The sequence below is a fragment of the Kitasatospora sp. NPDC086009 genome, from assembly GCF_044540385.1.
Lineage (GTDB): Bacteria > Actinomycetota > Actinomycetes > Streptomycetales > Streptomycetaceae > Kitasatospora.
In genome coordinates this window covers 337,159-353,325 of sequence record NZ_JBITSA010000004.1, presented here as the reverse complement: position 1 = coordinate 353,325, position 16,167 = coordinate 337,159, and the positions used below count along the sequence as shown (strand labels likewise).

Sequence of the window (16,167 nt, the reverse complement as noted above, 5' to 3'; positions counted from 1 at the left end):
CCGGGCGGCCCGCCCTCGGCGTGAGGGCGAGCCGCACGGCGCCCCCCGGGCGGGGCCGCGGTCGGGTCCGTCCGTCAGAGGTCCAGGTCGGGGTGGAGCCGGGCGACCGTCCACACGCGCCGACGGCGCAGGGCCAGCGAGGTGAGGACCAGGAACAGGACACCGAAACCCGCCAGGACGGCGATGTCCCGGATGACATGGGAGGACGGGCCGCCGCTGATCGTCACCCGGAGCCCGTCGACCAGGTAGGTCATCGGCAGGAAGGGGTGGACCGCCTGGAACGGTGCCGGGGTGGTCTGCATCGGGTACAGGCCGCCGGAGGCGGTGAGCTGCAGGATGAGCAGGACCAGTGACAGGACGTCGCCCGCCGTACCGAACGCCGTCCGCAGGCAGTGGTCGATGGCGATGAACGCGGCGGCGCCGACCGTGAGGAGCAGGACGGTCGTCCACGGGGCGGCGGCGTGCAGCCCGAGACCGGCGCTGACGACGCCGTAGAGGATCACGGCCCCGAGCACGCCCAGCGCCGCGGCCGGGAGCCAGCCCGCCACGGCGACGGTGGAGGCCCGGGTACGGGCGGCCAGCGCCCGGGTGTTGACCGGTCGCAGGAAGAGGTAGGCGAAGAGGCCGAACACCCACAGCGCGATGCCGAAGAAGAACGGGGCCAGTCCGCGGCCGTACACGCCGGCCGGGTGGAGGTTCGACCGGTCGATGGCGACGGGTGTCCCCAACACCTCGGCGGCGTGTTCCAGTTGGGCCGAGTCCAGGACGGGCACCTGCTTCTTCCCGTCGTCGATCACGGTGGCCAGGGTCGTGGCGCCGTTGTGGGCCTGGTCGGCGGCGGTCTGCAGCGCCACGGATCCCTGCTGAAGGGCGGACAGCCCCGTGGACACGGTGGCCGTCCCGGCGGCGATGCTCCGGGCGCCGGAGTCGACCAGGGCCAGCGGGGTCTGCGCGTTCTGGGCCGACTGCTGGACGGCCGCGGCCGTCCTCCGGAGACCGACGGCCTGCTGGAGCGCCGCGTGGGCGTTGCCGGCGGCGGTGGCGGCGTGACCGTCGATCTGCCCGGCCGCGGCGTCGGCCGCCGTCACGTCCTGTTGGAGGCGCTGGAACAGGGGGTCGTCGCCCAGTCCCGGGTGCGCCGCGGCCAGGTGGTCCAGATCGGTCACCGCCTTGGCGGTTCCCTGCTTCACCGTCGACGTCGCGGTGTGGACGGCGTCCACGCCCTGGGTGACGAGAGTGGCCGCGCTCACCACGGCGTCGGCGGCCGCGCCCAGCGGCGGCGCGGCCTCGCCGAGGGCGGTCGCCGCCGCGTGCACCTGGGTCGTGGCCTGGCTCAGCTTCTGGGCGCCGTCGGCGAGCTGGGTGGAGCCGGACCGCAGCGTGGCGCTCGCGCCTGCGGCGGCTGAACTCCCCTGCTGGGCCACGGTGGTGGCGTTCACCAGCCCCTGGGCCGCCTGCGCCGCCGTGTCCAGCTTCCCGCCGATGTCCGCGAGCCGACCGTAGACGCCGCGGACGTAGGCCTCGTGCGCGGCGGAGTTGACCTGCTCCTGCAGCTTCGCTTCGACGACCTCGGTCATGACGCCCGCGATGTAGTTGTTCGCGTCGTTGAGCAGGATGTGGATCCGGGCCTGTTCGGGCTGGGTGTCGGGGCCGGTGGCGAGGCCGGCGCTGAAGTCGGCGGGGATCCGGATCGTGAACGCGTAGCGCCCGCGCTCCAGGCCGTCGCGGGCCGCGGCCTCGTCGACGAACGCCCAGTCGAACTGCCGTGAGGCCTTGAGCTCCGTCACCACCTGGGCGCCCGCGTCCACCCGCTGTCCCTGCCGGGTCTCGGCCGGGTGGTCCTCGTTGACCACCGCCACGGGGATGTGCCCCGTCTTGCCGTAGGGGTCCCAGTTCGCCCACAGGTACATGGCGCCGTACAGCAGCGGAACCAGGCACAGCACGAGCGGGACGAAGCGCCTCAGTGGGCCCCGGAAGCCGCGCAACTCCAACACGGCCAGCCTGATCGCGGTCATGCGTCCTCCTCGCCCCGGCGCGCGCCGGTGCGCCCGCCGTCCGGTTCCCGCCGCCCGAGCAACCGCCACGACCGCGCCGACGCGTCTGTCCCGTCTGGCTCGGCTGCCCTGTCCGCCCCGTCTGGCTCGGCCGGCTCGCCTGCCCCGTCCTCCTCGGCGGCCGGCGCCGGCCGCTCGGGCAGGTGGCTGCGGCGGGGCAGGGCCACCAGCACCGGCGCCGGGCCGAGGCCGGCACCGGAGGCGGGAGGGTCGAGGGCGCCCGCCACGACCGTGCAGCCCACCCGGCAGACCCGCCCCACGAGCTGCCAGGCCCGGACGCGCTCGTCCGCCGGGCACCCGCGGTCCACGTCGTCCGCGACGATCACGGCGGGGCGCGTGGCCAGAGCGAGCGCGAGGGCCACGCCCAGTGCCTCCACCGGCGGCAGGTCCCGGACCAGCGTCCGGTGGTCCACGTCGACGCCGAGGACCGAGAACGCCTCCCCGAGCTGTGCTCTGCTCAGCCGGCGGCTCAACCAGCGGCGCTCGTCCACCAGCTCCCGCACCCGCAGATCCGGGTCCAGGCCGAGGGCGGGCTCCGCACGGGCCACCGCCACCAGGTCCCTGACACGACGGCCGTCGCGGGGCAGGACGTGCCCGCCCACCCGAACCGCTCCGCCGTCCAGCCGCATCCGCCCCGCGAGCGCGAGCAACGCCGTCGTCCGGCCCGAGCCGCCCGGCCCGTGGAGCACCAGCAGCCCGCCGGGTTCCACCCCCAGGTCCAGATTCTCGAACACCGCTCCCCGGGGCCCTCGCACGCTCGCTCCGCGCGCGACCACGTCCATGCCGGCAATCTCCACTCCCAGTGGGTAACCCGTCCGTGCCGCGCCATGTCTGTCAGACCGGTCACACTCCCGCGTCCGCGGACCGCGGTCACCCCTCCGGCCGGGCGGCGGGAGGGCGGACTGCCGGGCCGTGCACAAGCTACCCACGGCACAGCGGAGTTGGGCGGCCTCGCAGTCGGAGCACATCGGCCTCCCCGTAGCGCCATGGGCGGCGGGGCGAGCGCGAGGCTGTCGGCCGGCGGTCAGCCGTGCCCGGTCGACGCGGCCGAGGGGGTCGGGAGGGGGTCGGGTCACGGTCACCGCTCTGCCGCACGCGGACGCCCCGATCGCGTACGCGAAGCTGCTCGGCGCCCGGGGGCCGCCGGGCCGCCGCCCAGCGGCCCACGGGCCCGCGCGGTGCGGTCCGCTCAGGCGTCACTCCGGCTCAGCAGGACCGCACCGGCTCAGGCCCCGCACGCCACGGCGCCTCGCCCTCCGGGCGACGGTCGGCCCGGCGGAAGTCCCCGGCCACCCGCCCGCGGCGCGGGCACTCCCCCGAATGGCAGGCCGGCGCCCGCCGCCGACCCGGGCGGCGGGCCGTGCCGGTCGGCAGCGGGGTGCGGCAGCGGTAGCGGTACTCCGGGGGCGGTGTCCTCGTCCACGTGCGCGCGCGGGTACGCCCCGCGCGGGCACGGGCGGCGAGGGAGCGGACGCCGCTCGGGGTCATGCCCATCCGCTGGGCGACGGTGGCGGCCGGCTCACCCTCCACCACGAAGCACCAGAGCAGCACCTGCCAGCGCTCGGGTAGGGACCCGTAGGCCCTGGCGACCAGGGCTGTCTCCTCGGCCGCGAGCAGCGCGCCGTCGGTCTCCACCTCGTCCGCCAGGCGCTCGGCCCATTCGGCGAAGTCCTCCGGCAGCACGACGCGGCCCCTGGTCCGCGCGCTCTCCATCGCGGTCCGGCGGACGACCGCCATCAGGTAGGGGCGCCAGGCATGCCGGGGGCCGCGGCCACGGGCGACGGACGAGTAGGTGCCGGCGTAGGCCTCCGCGGCGAGGTCCTGGGCGGTCTGCGGGTCACGGCAGTAGCCGCGGGCGTAGGCGAGGACGGCGCCGTAGTGGCGGGTGAACACCTCGGCCATCACCTCCCGGACGCGGGATCCCCCGGTCCCGGTGGAGTCGGTGAGTACGGCCGAGAGTTCGGCGTCGCTCAGTGCGCTCAATCCCGTTTCACAAGCGCTGGCAGGAAGGGTCAACGTGTTCCCCTCGACTCTGTCCTTCTCACGGCGGGGAGTTCGCGGGCCTGACCGACGGGACGGCCGGACGGGCCGGGAACGGGAAGTGGTGGCCGGATGAAGGGCATCGACGGCGGTCTGCTGCTGCGGCCGACGGGACGGTGTGGCGGGAAGAGCCACAGCACACCAGTGCTACGGGTTTCAGGGCAACAGTTCCGGACACCGCCGGCCGCCCGGCGATTCCGGATCAGAACCGTGGGAGAGTCAGCCCTCGCTCCGGTCGCCGTCCCCAGCGACGAGGCCGCCTGTTCCGTCCCGACCCTCCTCAGGCGCTGCGCGCCGGCGGCCCCTCGGTCACCTCGAACACCTGGTCCGTGCCGGTGACGTCGAGCAGCCGGACCACCTGGTGCGAGGGGCGGGCGAGAGCCAGGAGAGTCCCGCGCTGCTCGGCTTGCAGGCGGGCCCGGAGCAGCTCGTTGAGGCCGCTCGAATCGCAGAACGGGACCGCCGACAGGTCGACGAGCACCACGGACGGGGCCGGGGTGCGTAGCAGGACCCGGTTGAACACGGCATGCAGGACGTCGACTTGGTCGATGTCCAGGTCCCCCGAGACCTCGATCACAGGCCCGGTACCGGTCTCCCGGACGACGGCCGCGAACTCACGCCCTGGGGTATCGCTCACGGTGGCCCCCTCTTTCCGCTGTCTCGCATCGAATGGACACGACGATCCTAGAGGGGGTCCGACCGCTGGTGATCCGGCGAAGCCTCTGTCCACCGCCCCGTCTCGTCAGTGATCGAGGGCGGGGTGTGTGGCGCCTGTCGGCCCCGGGGTGGGCGATCCCCGCCGGGGCCGCCGGTCGTCGCGGCGGGCCTGCCGTCCACGCGCGGGCACGCTGCCACACACCCGCCCGACTCGACCGGATGCGGCCGCCCGCCGTCCGGGCCTCCGCGAGCCCGGGCGTCCGGAGGCCGGGGCCCCGCTGGTCAGGGCAGAGGCGTGCCGCCGGTGGCGTTGACGATCTCGGCGGTGATGTACGAGGACTCCTGGGAGGCGAGGAAGACGTAGGCGGGGGCCATCTCGGCGGGCTGGGCGGCGCGACCGAGCGGGGACTGCTCGCCGAAGTGCGCGACCTTCTCCTCGTCCATCGTCGCCGGGATCAGCGGCGTCCACACCGGGCCCGGCGCGACGGCGTTCACCCGGATGCCGTCGGGCGCGAGCTGCCCGGCCAGGCCCTGGGTGAACGCGACGATCGCGGCCTTGGTCATGGCGTAGTCCAGAAGGTGGGGGCTGGGCTTGTACGCCTGGACGGAGGCGGTGTTGATGATCGAGGCGCCTTCGCGCAGGTGGGGCAGGGCGGCCCGGGTAATCCAGAACATCCCGTACAGGTTGGTCCTCATCACCCGGTCGAACTGGTCGGTGGTGATCGCGGCGAGGCCGTCGGGCTGGGACATCTGGTAGGCGGCGTTATTGACGAGGATGTCGAGGCGGCCGAACACGTCGACGCAGCGGGCCACCAGCTCGGCGCAGAAGTCCTCGTCGCGCAGGTCGCCCGCGACGGCGAGGGCGCGCCGCCCGGCGTCCTCGACCAGCCGGGTCGTCTCCGCCGCGTCGGCCTCCTCCTCGGGGAGGTGGCAGAAGGCGACGTCGGCGCCCTCGCGGGCGAAGGCGAGGGCGACGGCGCGGCCGATGCCGGAGTCGCCACCGGTGATCAGCGCGACGCGGCCGGCCAGCCGGTCGGCGCCGCGGTAGCTGTCCTCCCCGTGGTCGGGGCTGGGGCGCATGGTCTCACCGGTGCCCGGGTGGGGCTGGGACTGCTCGGGGAACGGCGGCTGCGGCTGCTGGGAGGTGGGGTCCTGAGGGGTGTGCTGGTCGCTCATCACGGCGGATCCGGTGCTCCTTCGGAGTGGGTGCGTCGGGTTCGGGGCGAGTCTGGCCCCGCGCGGGGCCGTTCGCGCGGTGGGACGGGCCGTGCGGGTGGTCCGTGCGCCGCCCGGGTGTCCGCGGCGGCGCACGGGGTACACGTGCGCCCGACCACGGGCCGTCTACCCCGGAAAGGAACGCGCATGGACGCGATCGTGCTGCTGAAGGAAGACCACAAGACCGTCGAGAGCCTGTTCAAGGCCTTCGAGAAGGCCGGCGACCGGGCCTTCGCCGAGAAGCGCCGGATCGCCGACCAGGTGATCGAGGAGCTGACGGTCCACGCCGTCATCGAGGAGGAGGTCTTCTACCCGGCCGCCCGCGAGGCCGCGCCCGACACGAAGGACCACGTGCTGGAGAGCGTCGAGGAGCACCACGTCGTCGTGTGGATGCTCTCCGAGCTGGCCGGCATGGACCCGGAGGACGAGCGGTTCGACGCGAAGATGACGGTGCTGATGGAGAACGTCCGCCACCATGTCGAGGAGGAGGAGAAGGAGTGGTTCCCCGAGGTCCGCAAGGCGATGGGCCGCAACCGCCTGGTCGAACTCGGCGAACAGCTGGAGGAGGCGAAGAAGTCCGCCACCCGCGACCCCCTCAAGGTGCCCAGCGCCACCGCGTGACGGGCGCGCGAGATGTACGGGAGCGTGTCGTCGCCGTCGACGGTGAGAGGTTCCGCTGCTTCGGCTGCCAGGGCGTGGCGGTGACACGTTCGTTCACGGGGGATCGTGTGGTGAAACCGAACATCCGCCCGTGAGCATCCGGGGGGACGCGGTGGAGGCCGTCCTCGGGGCCTCTCCGCGGTGCAGCGTGTCTGGAAGGACGCCGGCGCCGGCGTGTTGTGCTCGCCGGCGCCGGGCCTCCCGGTGAGCAGAGGAGCAGAGCAGCAGCCCGGTGGGCCGCCGGTCAAGGGCCCACCGGGCTGTCGGCTTTCCGCTGGTGGGGCGGCACTCGGGGGAATCGTGCCGGTGCGCGCGGGGGATCCTACGGCTCGGTCGGGCCACCCCCGCCAGGCCCCCCGGAAGCATCCCCCGACAGACCGTGACGGAACGTCAAAGCGATCTCTTTAACGTCCGATCTCTTGACGCTCGTCGGCATGAGGGTCTTCCATGTCACTGCACGTCGGAACCTGTTGCATTCCGTTTCCTTCTGTTGTCATGGTTCCGTCTGTGTGCGCCCGGCACCCACCCCTCCGCCGGGCACCTCTCGTCCCCGGTCCTCGGGTCCGGCCACCTACCCCGGTCGTCGTGACTTCCCGATCACCACCAGCAGCCCGGCCGCCCTACCGGCCTGCGACGCACCCTTCCTTCCGCGCAGAGTCGCGCGTCCCCCACTGGAGCCGTCATGTTCACCACGCCCCAACGCCGAGCCGTGGCCGCCACCGGCCTCCTGCTCACCTTCGGTCTGAGCAGTGCCTGTTCCACCGGCCAGGAGTCCACCTCGGCCTCGGGGGCGGACGCCCCGATCGCTCCGGTCAGCGGGAAGATCTCCATGACCTACCTCCAGAAGCAGGGCGACCAGGAGTACTTCGTCGGCGAGGCCGAGGGCGCCAAGGCCAAAGCGACCGAGCTCGGCGTCGACCTCAGGATCGTCAACCTCGGCAGCGACGCCAACAGGACCGTCAGCGAAGTCCGGTCCGCCATCGCGCAGAAGAGCAACGGCCTGATCGTCGTCGTCCCCGACCCGGCGGTGGGCCCGCAGGTGGTCCAGGCCACGCGGGACGCCAAGGTCGCGCTGCTCACCTCCGACGACCAGATCTGCGCCACCGGCCCCGACCCGTCCACCTGCGCGAAGCAGAACCTGGTGCCCCGGATCGGCTTCTCCGGCGCCCAGATGGGCGGAGAGGTCGGCAAGCGGGCCGCCGAGGAGTTCAGGAAGGCCGGCTGGAACCCGGCCGAGACCCGCACCATCTCCGCCTGGAAGCAGGACGTCACCGTCTGCACCGACCGCGTCAAGGCGGCCAAGGAGGCCTTCGCCGCCGGCGCCAGCGCCGGTGTCCAGAACATCGACGTCGCCACCGACAACACCCCGACCGGCGCCCAGGACAGGATCGCCGCGACCGTGACCGCGAACCCCGGGGTGAAGAACTGGGTCGTCTGGGGCTGCAACGACGAGAACGTCCAGGGCGGCGTCACCGCGCTGGAGAACGCCGGCATCGGCCCCGACCGGGTCATCGGGGTGGGCCTCGGCGCCTACCTCGCCTGCAAGAACTGGACCGGCGGCAGGCCCACCGGCATGAAGGCCGCCCTGTTCATCAACGGCAAGGACGTCGGCGCCCTGGCCGTCCAGACTCTGTACGACAAGCTCAAGAACGGCAAGGACATGCCCGCCGAGGCCTTCGCCCCCACCACCATGGTCAACGCCACCACCTGGCAGAGCAGCGGCGTCACCTGCCACTGACGTCGCTCCCCCACCGGGCGCCCCCGGGCCGCGAAGCAGGCTGTGGCCGCCGGGAGACCCGGCGGCCACAGCTGGTGGAGCGTTGCCTCGGCCCTCCCCTACTTCAGGTAGGGACCGTCGGTGCCGACCTTGCCCGGGGCGGCGTTCTTGCCGCCCAGGTCGAGGACGTAGACCCGCAGGTTGCCCTTCCCGGGGGCGGCGATCGCCATGGTGCCGTCGGCGACGACCTTGACGTCGCCGGAGACGGCGTCCTTGTAGGTGCCGTTGGGGATGCCGGTGAAGGTGGCGCCGTCGGTGACGGAGACCAGGGCGAAGGAGTCGACCCCGCTGGTGGCGTCGGTGTAGCGGCGCTTGAAGGACATGCCGCCGCCGTTGACACCCTCGGTGGAGTACTGGCCCATCTGCAGGGCGGGGACCGCCCGGCGGATCTGGTTGAGCCGCTGGACCTGCTTGACCAGCGGCTGCTGCAGCGTGGTGGCCACCGCCCCGCTCGCACTCGACACCACCGAGAAGTCGGAGGCGGTGACGCTGCCCTCGACGTGGTCGCCGTAGTAGGCCCGGCCGGTGGTGGCGAGCGGGCAGGACGGGCCGCAGTCGATCTGCTTGCCGGCCTGGAACTCGATCTCGGAGCCGTAGTACAGGGTCGGGATGCCGCGGAAGGTCCACATCAGGGCCATGTCCTCGGCCCAGGCGTCGGTGCCGCCGGTGTACCGGACGCTGGACTTGTTGGGTCCGTAGTCGTGGCTGTCGACGTACACCACGTTGTAGGTCGCGTCGTTGGTGGAGTCGTCGGAGTCCTTGCCGTTGTTGAAGGCGTTGTGCGCGTCACCGAAGTTCATGTGCATCCGCATGTCGATGATGTTCATGCCGGAGAACTTCGAGTGGTCGGGCGCACGGTAGGTGTTGCCGTCCAGGAAGGCGTTGGTGGACGTCGGCTGGTTACCGGTGCCGAGCTGCTCCTCGTAGGTGTACTGGTCGAGGGCGGCCTGCACGTCGTTGCTGGTGTAGTCCTTGCGCTCCTTCCAGGTGTAGAACTGCGCGGAGTGGTTGACCGAGCCGCGGTTCCACTTGTCGTTGACGAACGCGGCGACCTCGCCGAAGACGAAGAAGTTCTGCGCCTTGGCCGGCCCCCAGTCCTGCGTGACGCGCTGCTGGATGGCCGGCAGGAAGCGCCGGTTCCAGGTGACCCGCGGGACGTGCACGGCGGTGTCGACGCGGAAGCCGTCGACGCCCATGTCGATGTACTTGTTGTACGCGCCGATCAGGTAGTTCTGGACCTCGGCGTTCTCGGTGTTGAAGTCCGCGAGGTCGTCCGCCAGCCAGCAGGAGCGCGAGTCCTCGCCCTCCCAGTTGCCGATCCAGCACTGGTGGTAGTACGTGGACGGGAACATGCCCGAAGTGGGGTTCGGCCACTGGCAGTTGTAGATGGTGTAGCCCCCGGGGCTCTTGTACTGCGTCGGGGTGCCCCAGCCGACGCAGGTCTGGCCGGCGGGCTGGGTGGAGGACCAGAGGTCGCCGTTGTAGTACGACTTGCCGGTCTTCGGGTCGATGGTCAGGCCGTCGTACTCGAAGCCGTCCTCCTTCTCGTCGTAGTACCAGGACCACTGGGAGTCCCGGACGCCGTAGACGGTCGGGACGAACAGGCCCTTGGCGCCCCAGCGGGAGCTGTGGTTGTAGACCACGTCCTGGTAGATCTTTACGCCCTTGGCGTGGGCGGCGTTGATCAGGTCCTGGTAGGACGCCCCGGCGGACTCCAGGCGCGGGTCGACCTTGTAGAAGTCGTAGCCGTGGTAGCCGTGGTAGTCGTAGTCGGAGCGGTTCAGCACGACCGGGGTGATCCAGATCGCGGAGAAGCCGAGGCCCTTGACGTAGTCGAGCTTCTGGACGAGGCCCTTGAAGTCGCCGCGGAACATCGGGTCGTTGTTCGCCGCGTTGCCGGAGGCGACGTTCTGGTTGCCGCCCCGGTCGTTGGACGTGTCGCCGTCGTAGAACCGGGCGGTCAGCACGAAGTAGATCGGGTCCTTGCGCGGGTCGGTCCCGATCATCTCGCCGGCCTTGGCGGGCGGCGGGGCGTCACCGGTGGTGGCGACCGCGGCGGCCGAGGCCGCCGAGACGTTCCCGGCGGCGTCCAGGGCCTTCACCGTGTAGGTGTAGACGGTGCGCGCCTCCAGGCCGGTGTCGGAGTAGACCGTCGAGCCGGCGTTGATCACCGAGGTGCCCTTGGTGCCGCCGGTGCGGGTGATCTGGTAGCCCGTCACCCGGGTGTCGTCGGTGGACGGCTCCCAGGTCAGCACGATGGACGTGTCGGTGGCGGAGGCGTTCACCGAGCCCGGCACGCTCGGCGCGGTGGTGTCCGGCTTGACGCCCGCGCACGGGTCGGCGGTGTTCGCCGTGACCTTGCTGTTCTGCACGGTGCTGATGCCCGCCGGGACGACGTAATTGTTGCCGTTGTTGTTGTCCCAGGTGCCGAGGCCGTTGTTGAACGTGGCCGCCATGCCGGTCGCGGAGCCGAGCGGGACGGTGCGCTTGAACCAGCCCGGGCAGGCCAGTTCCATGCCGACGCCGGGCACCGCCGTCCACGCCCCGCCCGTCGGGGCGTAGTGCAGGTTGACGGTGCTCCAGCCCACCGCCGCGGTCGAGTAGAAGACCGTGGCGCTGTTCCCGGCCGGCGGGGTGCTGCTGCCGGACGGCGACGGGGACGCCGAGGAGGACGGCGTCGCCGAGGACGAGGGGGAGGTCGACGGCGAGGGGGAGGTACTCGGGCTCGAACTCGCGCTGGGGCTGGGACCGGGGCTGCCGTCGGTGCCGCACGGCTCGGCACTGCCGACCACGCCGTCCTTGACCGTGACCACGCCCGTTCCGAGGGCGTAGTTCTTGCCGCCGTTGCTGTCCCAGCTGCCGGCACCGTTGTTGAAGGTGGCCGCCAGTCCGTTCGCGGTGCCCAGGGCGAGGGTCTTCTTCACCCAGTCCGTACAGGCCCCCTCCATCGCGACGCCCGGCACGGTGGTCCAGGTGCCGCCGTTGGGGGCGTAATGCAGGTCGTAGGCCGACCAGTTGCGCGACTTGGTGTAGTAGTAGACCGTCGTGCTCGCGCCCGCCGGGGACTGGCTCGGGGCCGGGCCGGGCGAGGCGCTGGCGCCGCCGTTGTCGGCGCCGCACGGGTCGCTGTGGGCGATCACGCCGTCCTTGACCACCACCGTGCCGGTGCCAAGGGCGTAGTTCCTGCCGCCGTTGCTGTCCCAGGTGCCGGCGCCGTTGTTGAACGTCGCCTGCAGGCCGCTGGCGCTGCCCAGGTCGACGGTCTTCTTCACCCAGTCGGTGCAGGCCGCCTGCATGGCGGTGCCCGGCGTGGCGGTCCAACTACCACCGTCCGGAGCCCAATGGAGGTTGTACGTCGACCAGTTGTGGGTCTTGGTGTAGTAGAAGACGGTGGCGGTGTTGCTGCCGGTGGCCGTACTGGCCGTCGTCGCCGCGGTCGCGGCCGTGTCGAGTGGAGCGGTCGACAGCAGACCGGCGGTCAGGGCCGCCGCCGCTGTCAGGACGGCGACTGTGGAGCGCCGCCGGTGCCGTGCTCGTCCGGTCAAGGGAGAGTCCCTCGGTCATGGCCGCAGGCGGTGGGGACTGCCTTGCGGCAGGGAGTGGGTGGGGCCACTTGCGCAAGAACCTGCAAAAGCTTCCAGGAGGTTACTGACGCATGACCGGGCTGTAAAGGCTTCCCGGCCACCTGTGAACACCGGCATAGCGTCACAAATCCCTCCGTTCCGCGGCCGGATCTTTCGCGCCCGACGCCGACCCGAGCCCGGGGAGCCGTTCGGGACGCCGCACGCGGGGTGGCGCGCCGATGCGGAACATCCCCGGGCGCACCCGCGGCAGCGGCCTACGCCCACCAGGGCTCTGCCGCCGGCCTGGTGACCCTCCGTCGGGAGATCCGAGCTGAAAAGATTTGCAGCACATTCATGTACGACTTTGCACGAGCCCTTGACGATCCCGCCCCAGGGCGGGATGGACGTCTCGCATCCTCCACCGCCCGCCCCAAAGTCTCCGGGCGCCCCGCACCGCCGTCCAGCCGGACGCCCACCCCCGCGTCCGTCCGACGGCCGGCCCGCCGGAACTCCTGACGGGATCCCCACGGCCTGCGGGCGGCCCCCGGCCGCGGAGCCTCCAGCCGGGTGGCGCCCCACCGCCGACCGTCGTGACGAACCCCCCGGGACTCGAGTCCCGGGGGGTTCGTTCCGCCCTGCGGTGTCAGGCCGCGCGGTGTCAGGGCCGCGCGGGACCGGACCGGCGCCGGATCAGGGCAGCGGGGCGCCGCGGGCGGCGATCCACAGCTCGTACCACTCCTCGTGGCTCAGCTCCGGCTCGCGCAGCACGGCGTCGCGGCAGGCCGCGATGCGTTCGGGGCGGGCGGTGCCGATGACCGGCGCGATGCCGGCCGGGTGGCGCTGGAGCCACCACAGCACGATCGTCTCCGGCGTCGTCCCCCTGCGCTCGGCGAGCCTGCCGACGAGTTCAGCGGCCGGCGTCGGCTCGCTGCCGGTGAAGCGGCCCCGGGCCAGGGCGCCCCAGGCCTGGAGCCGGATCCCGTGGGCGGCGCAGTACTCGACCGTCCCGTGCGGGAAGCCGTTCGAGGCGGCGGCGGAGGTGTTGACCAGGACGCCGGCCTCGACCCAGTCCCGGCGGTCCAGGCTCATCTCCAGCTGGTTGACGACCAGGGGCACGTCGAGCACCGACTGGAGCCGGGCGATCTGCGCGGCGCTCATGTTGGACACGCCGAACCGCCGTACCAGGCCCTGCCGGTGGAGCGAGCCGAGGGCCTCGGCGATCTCCTCCGGGCCGGCCAGCGGGTCGGGCCGGTGCAGCAGCAGCACGTCGAGGCTGTCGGTGCGCAGCCGGGTCAGGCTCTCCTCCACCCGGCGGAGGATGCTCGGCCCCCGCAGGTCGTAGTGGCCCGGCCGCCCGCCTTCGGGGAGCCTGATACCGCACTTGGTCTGCAGGGTGATGCGCTCCCGCAGGCCGGGGGTGCGGGCGAGCACCTCGCCGAAGACCGCCTCGGACTTGCCGTACCGGTAGATGTCGGCGTGGTCGAAGGCGGTGATCCCGGCGTCCAGCGCGGCGCCAACCGCCGCCTCGGCGTGGTCGATGTCCGTCGCCGTGTACGGGCTGTCGTCCCAGCTGCCGCCGAGGCCCATGCATCCGTACAGGACGCGGTCGGCGGTGGCCCCGGTCATGCCGCTCCCCCGATCAGGTCCGCCAGCATCTCCGCGACGGCGAGCACCGGAAGCTGGGTGTTCGCCGCCGGGACGGTCGGCAGGACGGAGGCGTCGACGATCCGCAGGTTCGCCACGCCGCGTACCCGGGCCTCGCCGTCGACCACCGCCAGGGGGTCGTCCGGCGCTCCCATGGCGCAGGTGCCGACGGGGTGCCAGTAGGTGCCGAGCCGACCGCGCAGGTCCTGGTCGGACAGGTCCCGGGCGGGGTGGCCCCGGACCGGACCGGCCAGTGGCTTCAGGGCCGCCGTCGCGGCCATCCGCTCGACGATCTCCAGGCCCGAGCGCAGGACGGCGAGGTCGTGGCCGCCTTCGTCGGTGAGGAAGCCGGGGTCGATCTCGGGGGCCGTGGCGGGGTCGGCGGACGCCAGCCGCACGGTGCCGCGCGAGGTCGGTTTCATGACGAAGGCGGAGATGCCCGCCTCGTACCGGCCCGGCGGGAGCTTGCCGAACAGCGGCGGGCCGGCGACGGGCAGGATGTGGAGGTCCCAGGAGTCGTCCGGGCAGAGTTCGCCGGCCGCCCGGACCAGCATCCGGCTGACGTACAGGTCGCCGTCGGCCTCCTTCGCGGCGAGCGCCGCGTTCAGCTCGTCGGTCGGGGCCAGCGGCACGAAGACGCCGGGCTGGTCGGTGAGGTTCGATCCGACCCCGGGGAGGTCGATCTCGGGGCGGATGCCGACCGTCCGCAGGTGGTCCGCCGGGCCGACCCCGCTGCGCATCAGCACCGCGGGCGAGCCGAAGGTGCCGCAGGCCAGCAGGTAGGCGTCGGCGACGAGGGCCTCGTGCCGGCCGCCGATGTCGACGCGGACGCCGAGGACCCGGCCGTCCCCGATGTCCAGCCGGTCCACGGCGGCTCCGGCGAGGACGGTCAGGTTGGGCCTCGCGCGTGCCGCGTCCAGGTAGGCGAAGGCGGCGTTGTGGCGCACTCCGTCGAAGGCGTTGAGCAGGGGCGTGCCGTAGCCGGGCCCGCCCGGGGTGCCCATGTCCACCTCCCGGAAGCCGAGTTCCGCGGCCGCCGCCAGGGCGGCGCGGCTCCACGGTGAGAACTCGCGCTCCGGTACCCGGCGCAGGCCCATCTGTTCGACCGCCGCGAGGCGGTACGGCTCCAGCGCCGCGGCCGTCCAGCGCGGACCGCCGGTCCGGGCCCACTCGGCGTGGTCGGCCTCGGATCCCCAGGTGTTCCAACAGCCGTTGATGCAGGAGGAGCCGCCGAGGACGCGGGCGCGGATGCGGTGCGCGGGGGCGTGCCGCTCCCACACCTCCTCGCGCGGCAGGGCGCGGGCGTTCAGCACCTTCGCCGGCCAGTCCTGCCGGTCGGGGCCGAAGTCGGGACCGGCCTCGACCAGGCAGACGGTGCGGTCCGGGTCCTCGCTCAGACGGGCCGCCAGCACGCAGCCGGCCACTCCCCCGCCGAGGACGATCACGTCGTAGCCGGCCGGTGTGCCCGTCACGCGCCCGCTCCCGCTGCCGCGGCGTCGAGTTCGGCGAGGCGGGCGAGGAGTGCGTCCCGGCCGATGGAGTCGGTGCCGGTCGCCGGCACGGTGCAGGCGAAGGCTCCGGCGATCGCGCCGTACCGGGCGCAGCGCGCCGCCGGCTCACCGGACAGCCAGCCGAGCAGGAAGCCCGACGCGAAGGCGTCGCCCGCGCCGTTGGAGTCGATCACCGGTGCGGGCGGGGTGACGACCGGGACGTGGGTGATCTCCCCGTCGGCGAGCAGGTACGCGCCTTCGGCGCCGGCGGTGGCGACGACCACCCGGGCCCGGCCGCGTTCGGCGATCTGCCGCATGGTCCGCTCGGGGTCCGCCAGGGCGGTGGTGGACACGAACACGACGTCGGCCTCGTGGGCGAACGGCTCGTGGTAGGGGTTGGTGCCGTCCCAGTTGTGCAGGTCGGTGGAGACGGTCAGGCCGGCCTCGCGCAGCAGCGGCAGGGCGAAGGCGCAGGGATAGGTGATCGAGACGTGCGCGTGGCGGCTCGCCGCGGCCAGCGCCCGGACGGTCTCCTCGGGCAGCCGGTCCGCCTCGTGCGAGCGGCTGTCGTCGTAGAGCGACAGGCGCCGCCCGTCGGGGCCGACCAGGTTGACGGCGCGCTTGGTGCCGCCCGGCAGCGGGACCTCGGTGAGCGGGATCCCCCGGTCGCGGTGCAGGGCCCGGATCAGGTCGCCCGCGTGGTCGGCGCCGATCATGTCGAGGTGGTGGGTGCGCAGGCCCAGCGCGCTCAGGCCGAGGGCGACGAAGTCGCCGGTCTGGCCTGCCCGCATCTCGATCCTGGGCACCATGTAGCTGTCGGCGAACGGGAGCGGCAGCTCGGGCACGTACACGATCGTGTCGACACCGGCGCCTCCCAGGACGAGGACGTCTGTCTCGGTGCTCATGGGTGTTCCTCTCGGACGTAGGGTCCGGGTGGCGGTGGCCGTGGGCCCCCACCCGGTGGTGGGCCGCTCCCCCGGCGGGCGGGTCGGCGGGGCGGTGCGGCGGGGCGGTGCGGCGGACGGGCAGGGTCCCGCGGACGGCTCCGGCGTGAGCCGTCACCCGGT

At 72.9% G+C, this 16,167-nt stretch carries 11 protein-coding genes; 2 read left to right on the top strand and 9 right to left on the bottom strand.

Annotated elements, in window-relative coordinates:
- Window positions 1–74: 74 nt before the first annotated feature.
- From ACIF6L_RS13455 to ACIF6L_RS13435, 5 genes are all read right to left on the bottom strand, one after another.
- The gene (locus ACIF6L_RS13455) at window positions 75–2,015 is read right to left on the bottom strand and encodes a YhgE/Pip domain-containing protein (protein ID WP_396489076.1); all 1,941 of its coding nucleotides are present in this window, start codon (window positions 2,013–2,015) and stop codon (window positions 75–77) included.
- Window positions 2,012–2,788: an ATP-binding cassette domain-containing protein gene (locus tag ACIF6L_RS13450; protein WP_396489078.1), complete on the bottom strand. Its 777-nt coding sequence runs from the start codon at window positions 2,786–2,788 to the stop codon at window positions 2,012–2,014. Before ACIF6L_RS13450 ends, ACIF6L_RS13455 begins: the two co-directional genes overlap by 4 nt.
- A 472-nt stretch (window positions 2,789–3,260) precedes the next feature.
- Window positions 3,261–4,037 (bottom strand): RNA polymerase sigma factor, encoded by a 777-nt coding sequence (locus ACIF6L_RS13445; RefSeq protein ID WP_396489080.1) that lies wholly within the window; start codon window positions 4,035–4,037, stop codon window positions 3,261–3,263.
- Window positions 4,038–4,374: 337 nt separating this feature from the next.
- A complete protein-coding gene (locus ACIF6L_RS13440) occupies window positions 4,375–4,731 on the bottom strand; it encodes an STAS domain-containing protein (protein WP_396489082.1) in 357 nt (118 codons plus the stop codon).
- A 302-nt stretch (window positions 4,732–5,033) separates the two neighbouring features.
- Entirely contained in the window at window positions 5,034–5,927 is an 894-nt protein-coding gene (locus ACIF6L_RS13435; RefSeq protein WP_396489084.1) for an SDR family oxidoreductase, read from the bottom strand.
- A gap of 186 nt (window positions 5,928–6,113) precedes the next feature.
- On the opposite strand from ACIF6L_RS13435, the gene ACIF6L_RS13430 reads away from it, so the two are divergent.
- Together ACIF6L_RS13430 and ACIF6L_RS13425 are read left to right on the top strand one after the other, a co-directional pair.
- Window positions 6,114–6,587 carry a hemerythrin domain-containing protein gene (locus ACIF6L_RS13430; protein WP_329485275.1) on the top strand — a complete coding sequence of 158 codons (474 nt, stop codon included), beginning with the start codon at window positions 6,114–6,116 and terminating at the stop codon, window positions 6,585–6,587.
- Window positions 6,588–7,308: 721 nt separating this feature from the next.
- On the top strand, window positions 7,309–8,364 hold the full coding sequence (locus ACIF6L_RS13425) for a substrate-binding domain-containing protein (RefSeq protein ID WP_396489085.1): 1,056 nt from the start codon (window positions 7,309–7,311) through the stop codon (window positions 8,362–8,364).
- Window positions 8,365–8,462: 98 nt separating this feature from the next.
- Here the strand turns inward: ACIF6L_RS13425 and ACIF6L_RS13420 are convergent, their stop codons facing one another.
- The 4 genes from ACIF6L_RS13420 to ACIF6L_RS13405 form a co-directional block, all read right to left on the bottom strand.
- Window positions 8,463–11,948 carry a carbohydrate binding domain-containing protein gene (locus ACIF6L_RS13420; RefSeq protein WP_396489086.1) on the bottom strand — a complete coding sequence of 1,162 codons (3,486 nt, stop codon included), beginning with the start codon at window positions 11,946–11,948 and terminating at the stop codon, window positions 8,463–8,465.
- Between the two features lie 708 nt (window positions 11,949–12,656).
- On the bottom strand, window positions 12,657–13,592 hold the full coding sequence (locus tag ACIF6L_RS13415) for an aldo/keto reductase family oxidoreductase (RefSeq protein WP_396489088.1): 936 nt from the start codon (window positions 13,590–13,592) through the stop codon (window positions 12,657–12,659).
- Window positions 13,589–15,082 carry a GMC family oxidoreductase gene (locus tag ACIF6L_RS13410; RefSeq protein WP_396489090.1) on the bottom strand — a complete coding sequence of 498 codons (1,494 nt, stop codon included), beginning with the start codon at window positions 15,080–15,082 and terminating at the stop codon, window positions 13,589–13,591. The genes ACIF6L_RS13415 and ACIF6L_RS13410 overlap by 4 nt, the downstream gene beginning before the upstream one ends.
- Window positions 15,079–16,005, bottom strand: coding sequence for an adenosine kinase (locus ACIF6L_RS13405; protein WP_396489092.1), 927 nt, complete (start codon window positions 16,003–16,005; stop codon window positions 15,079–15,081). Before ACIF6L_RS13405 ends, ACIF6L_RS13410 begins: the two co-directional genes overlap by 4 nt.
- Window positions 16,006–16,167: the final 162 nt, after the last annotated feature.

Coding starts and splice junctions, on each gene's coding strand:
- ACIF6L_RS13455 (WP_396489076.1), bottom strand. CDS start 2,015: ATGACCGCGATCAGGCTGGCCGTGTTGGAGTTGCGCGGCTTCCGGGGC.
- ACIF6L_RS13435 (WP_396489084.1), bottom strand. CDS start 5,927: ATGAGCGACCAGCACACCCCTCAGGACCCCACCTCCCAGCAGCCGCAG.
- ACIF6L_RS13430 (WP_329485275.1), top strand. CDS start 6,114: ATGGACGCGATCGTGCTGCTGAAGGAAGACCACAAGACCGTCGAGAGC.
- ACIF6L_RS13425 (WP_396489085.1), top strand. CDS start 7,309: ATGTTCACCACGCCCCAACGCCGAGCCGTGGCCGCCACCGGCCTCCTG.
- ACIF6L_RS13415 (WP_396489088.1), bottom strand. CDS start 13,592: ATGACCGGGGCCACCGCCGACCGCGTCCTGTACGGATGCATGGGCCTC.
- ACIF6L_RS13405 (WP_396489092.1), bottom strand. CDS start 16,005: ATGAGCACCGAGACAGACGTCCTCGTCCTGGGAGGCGCCGGTGTCGAC.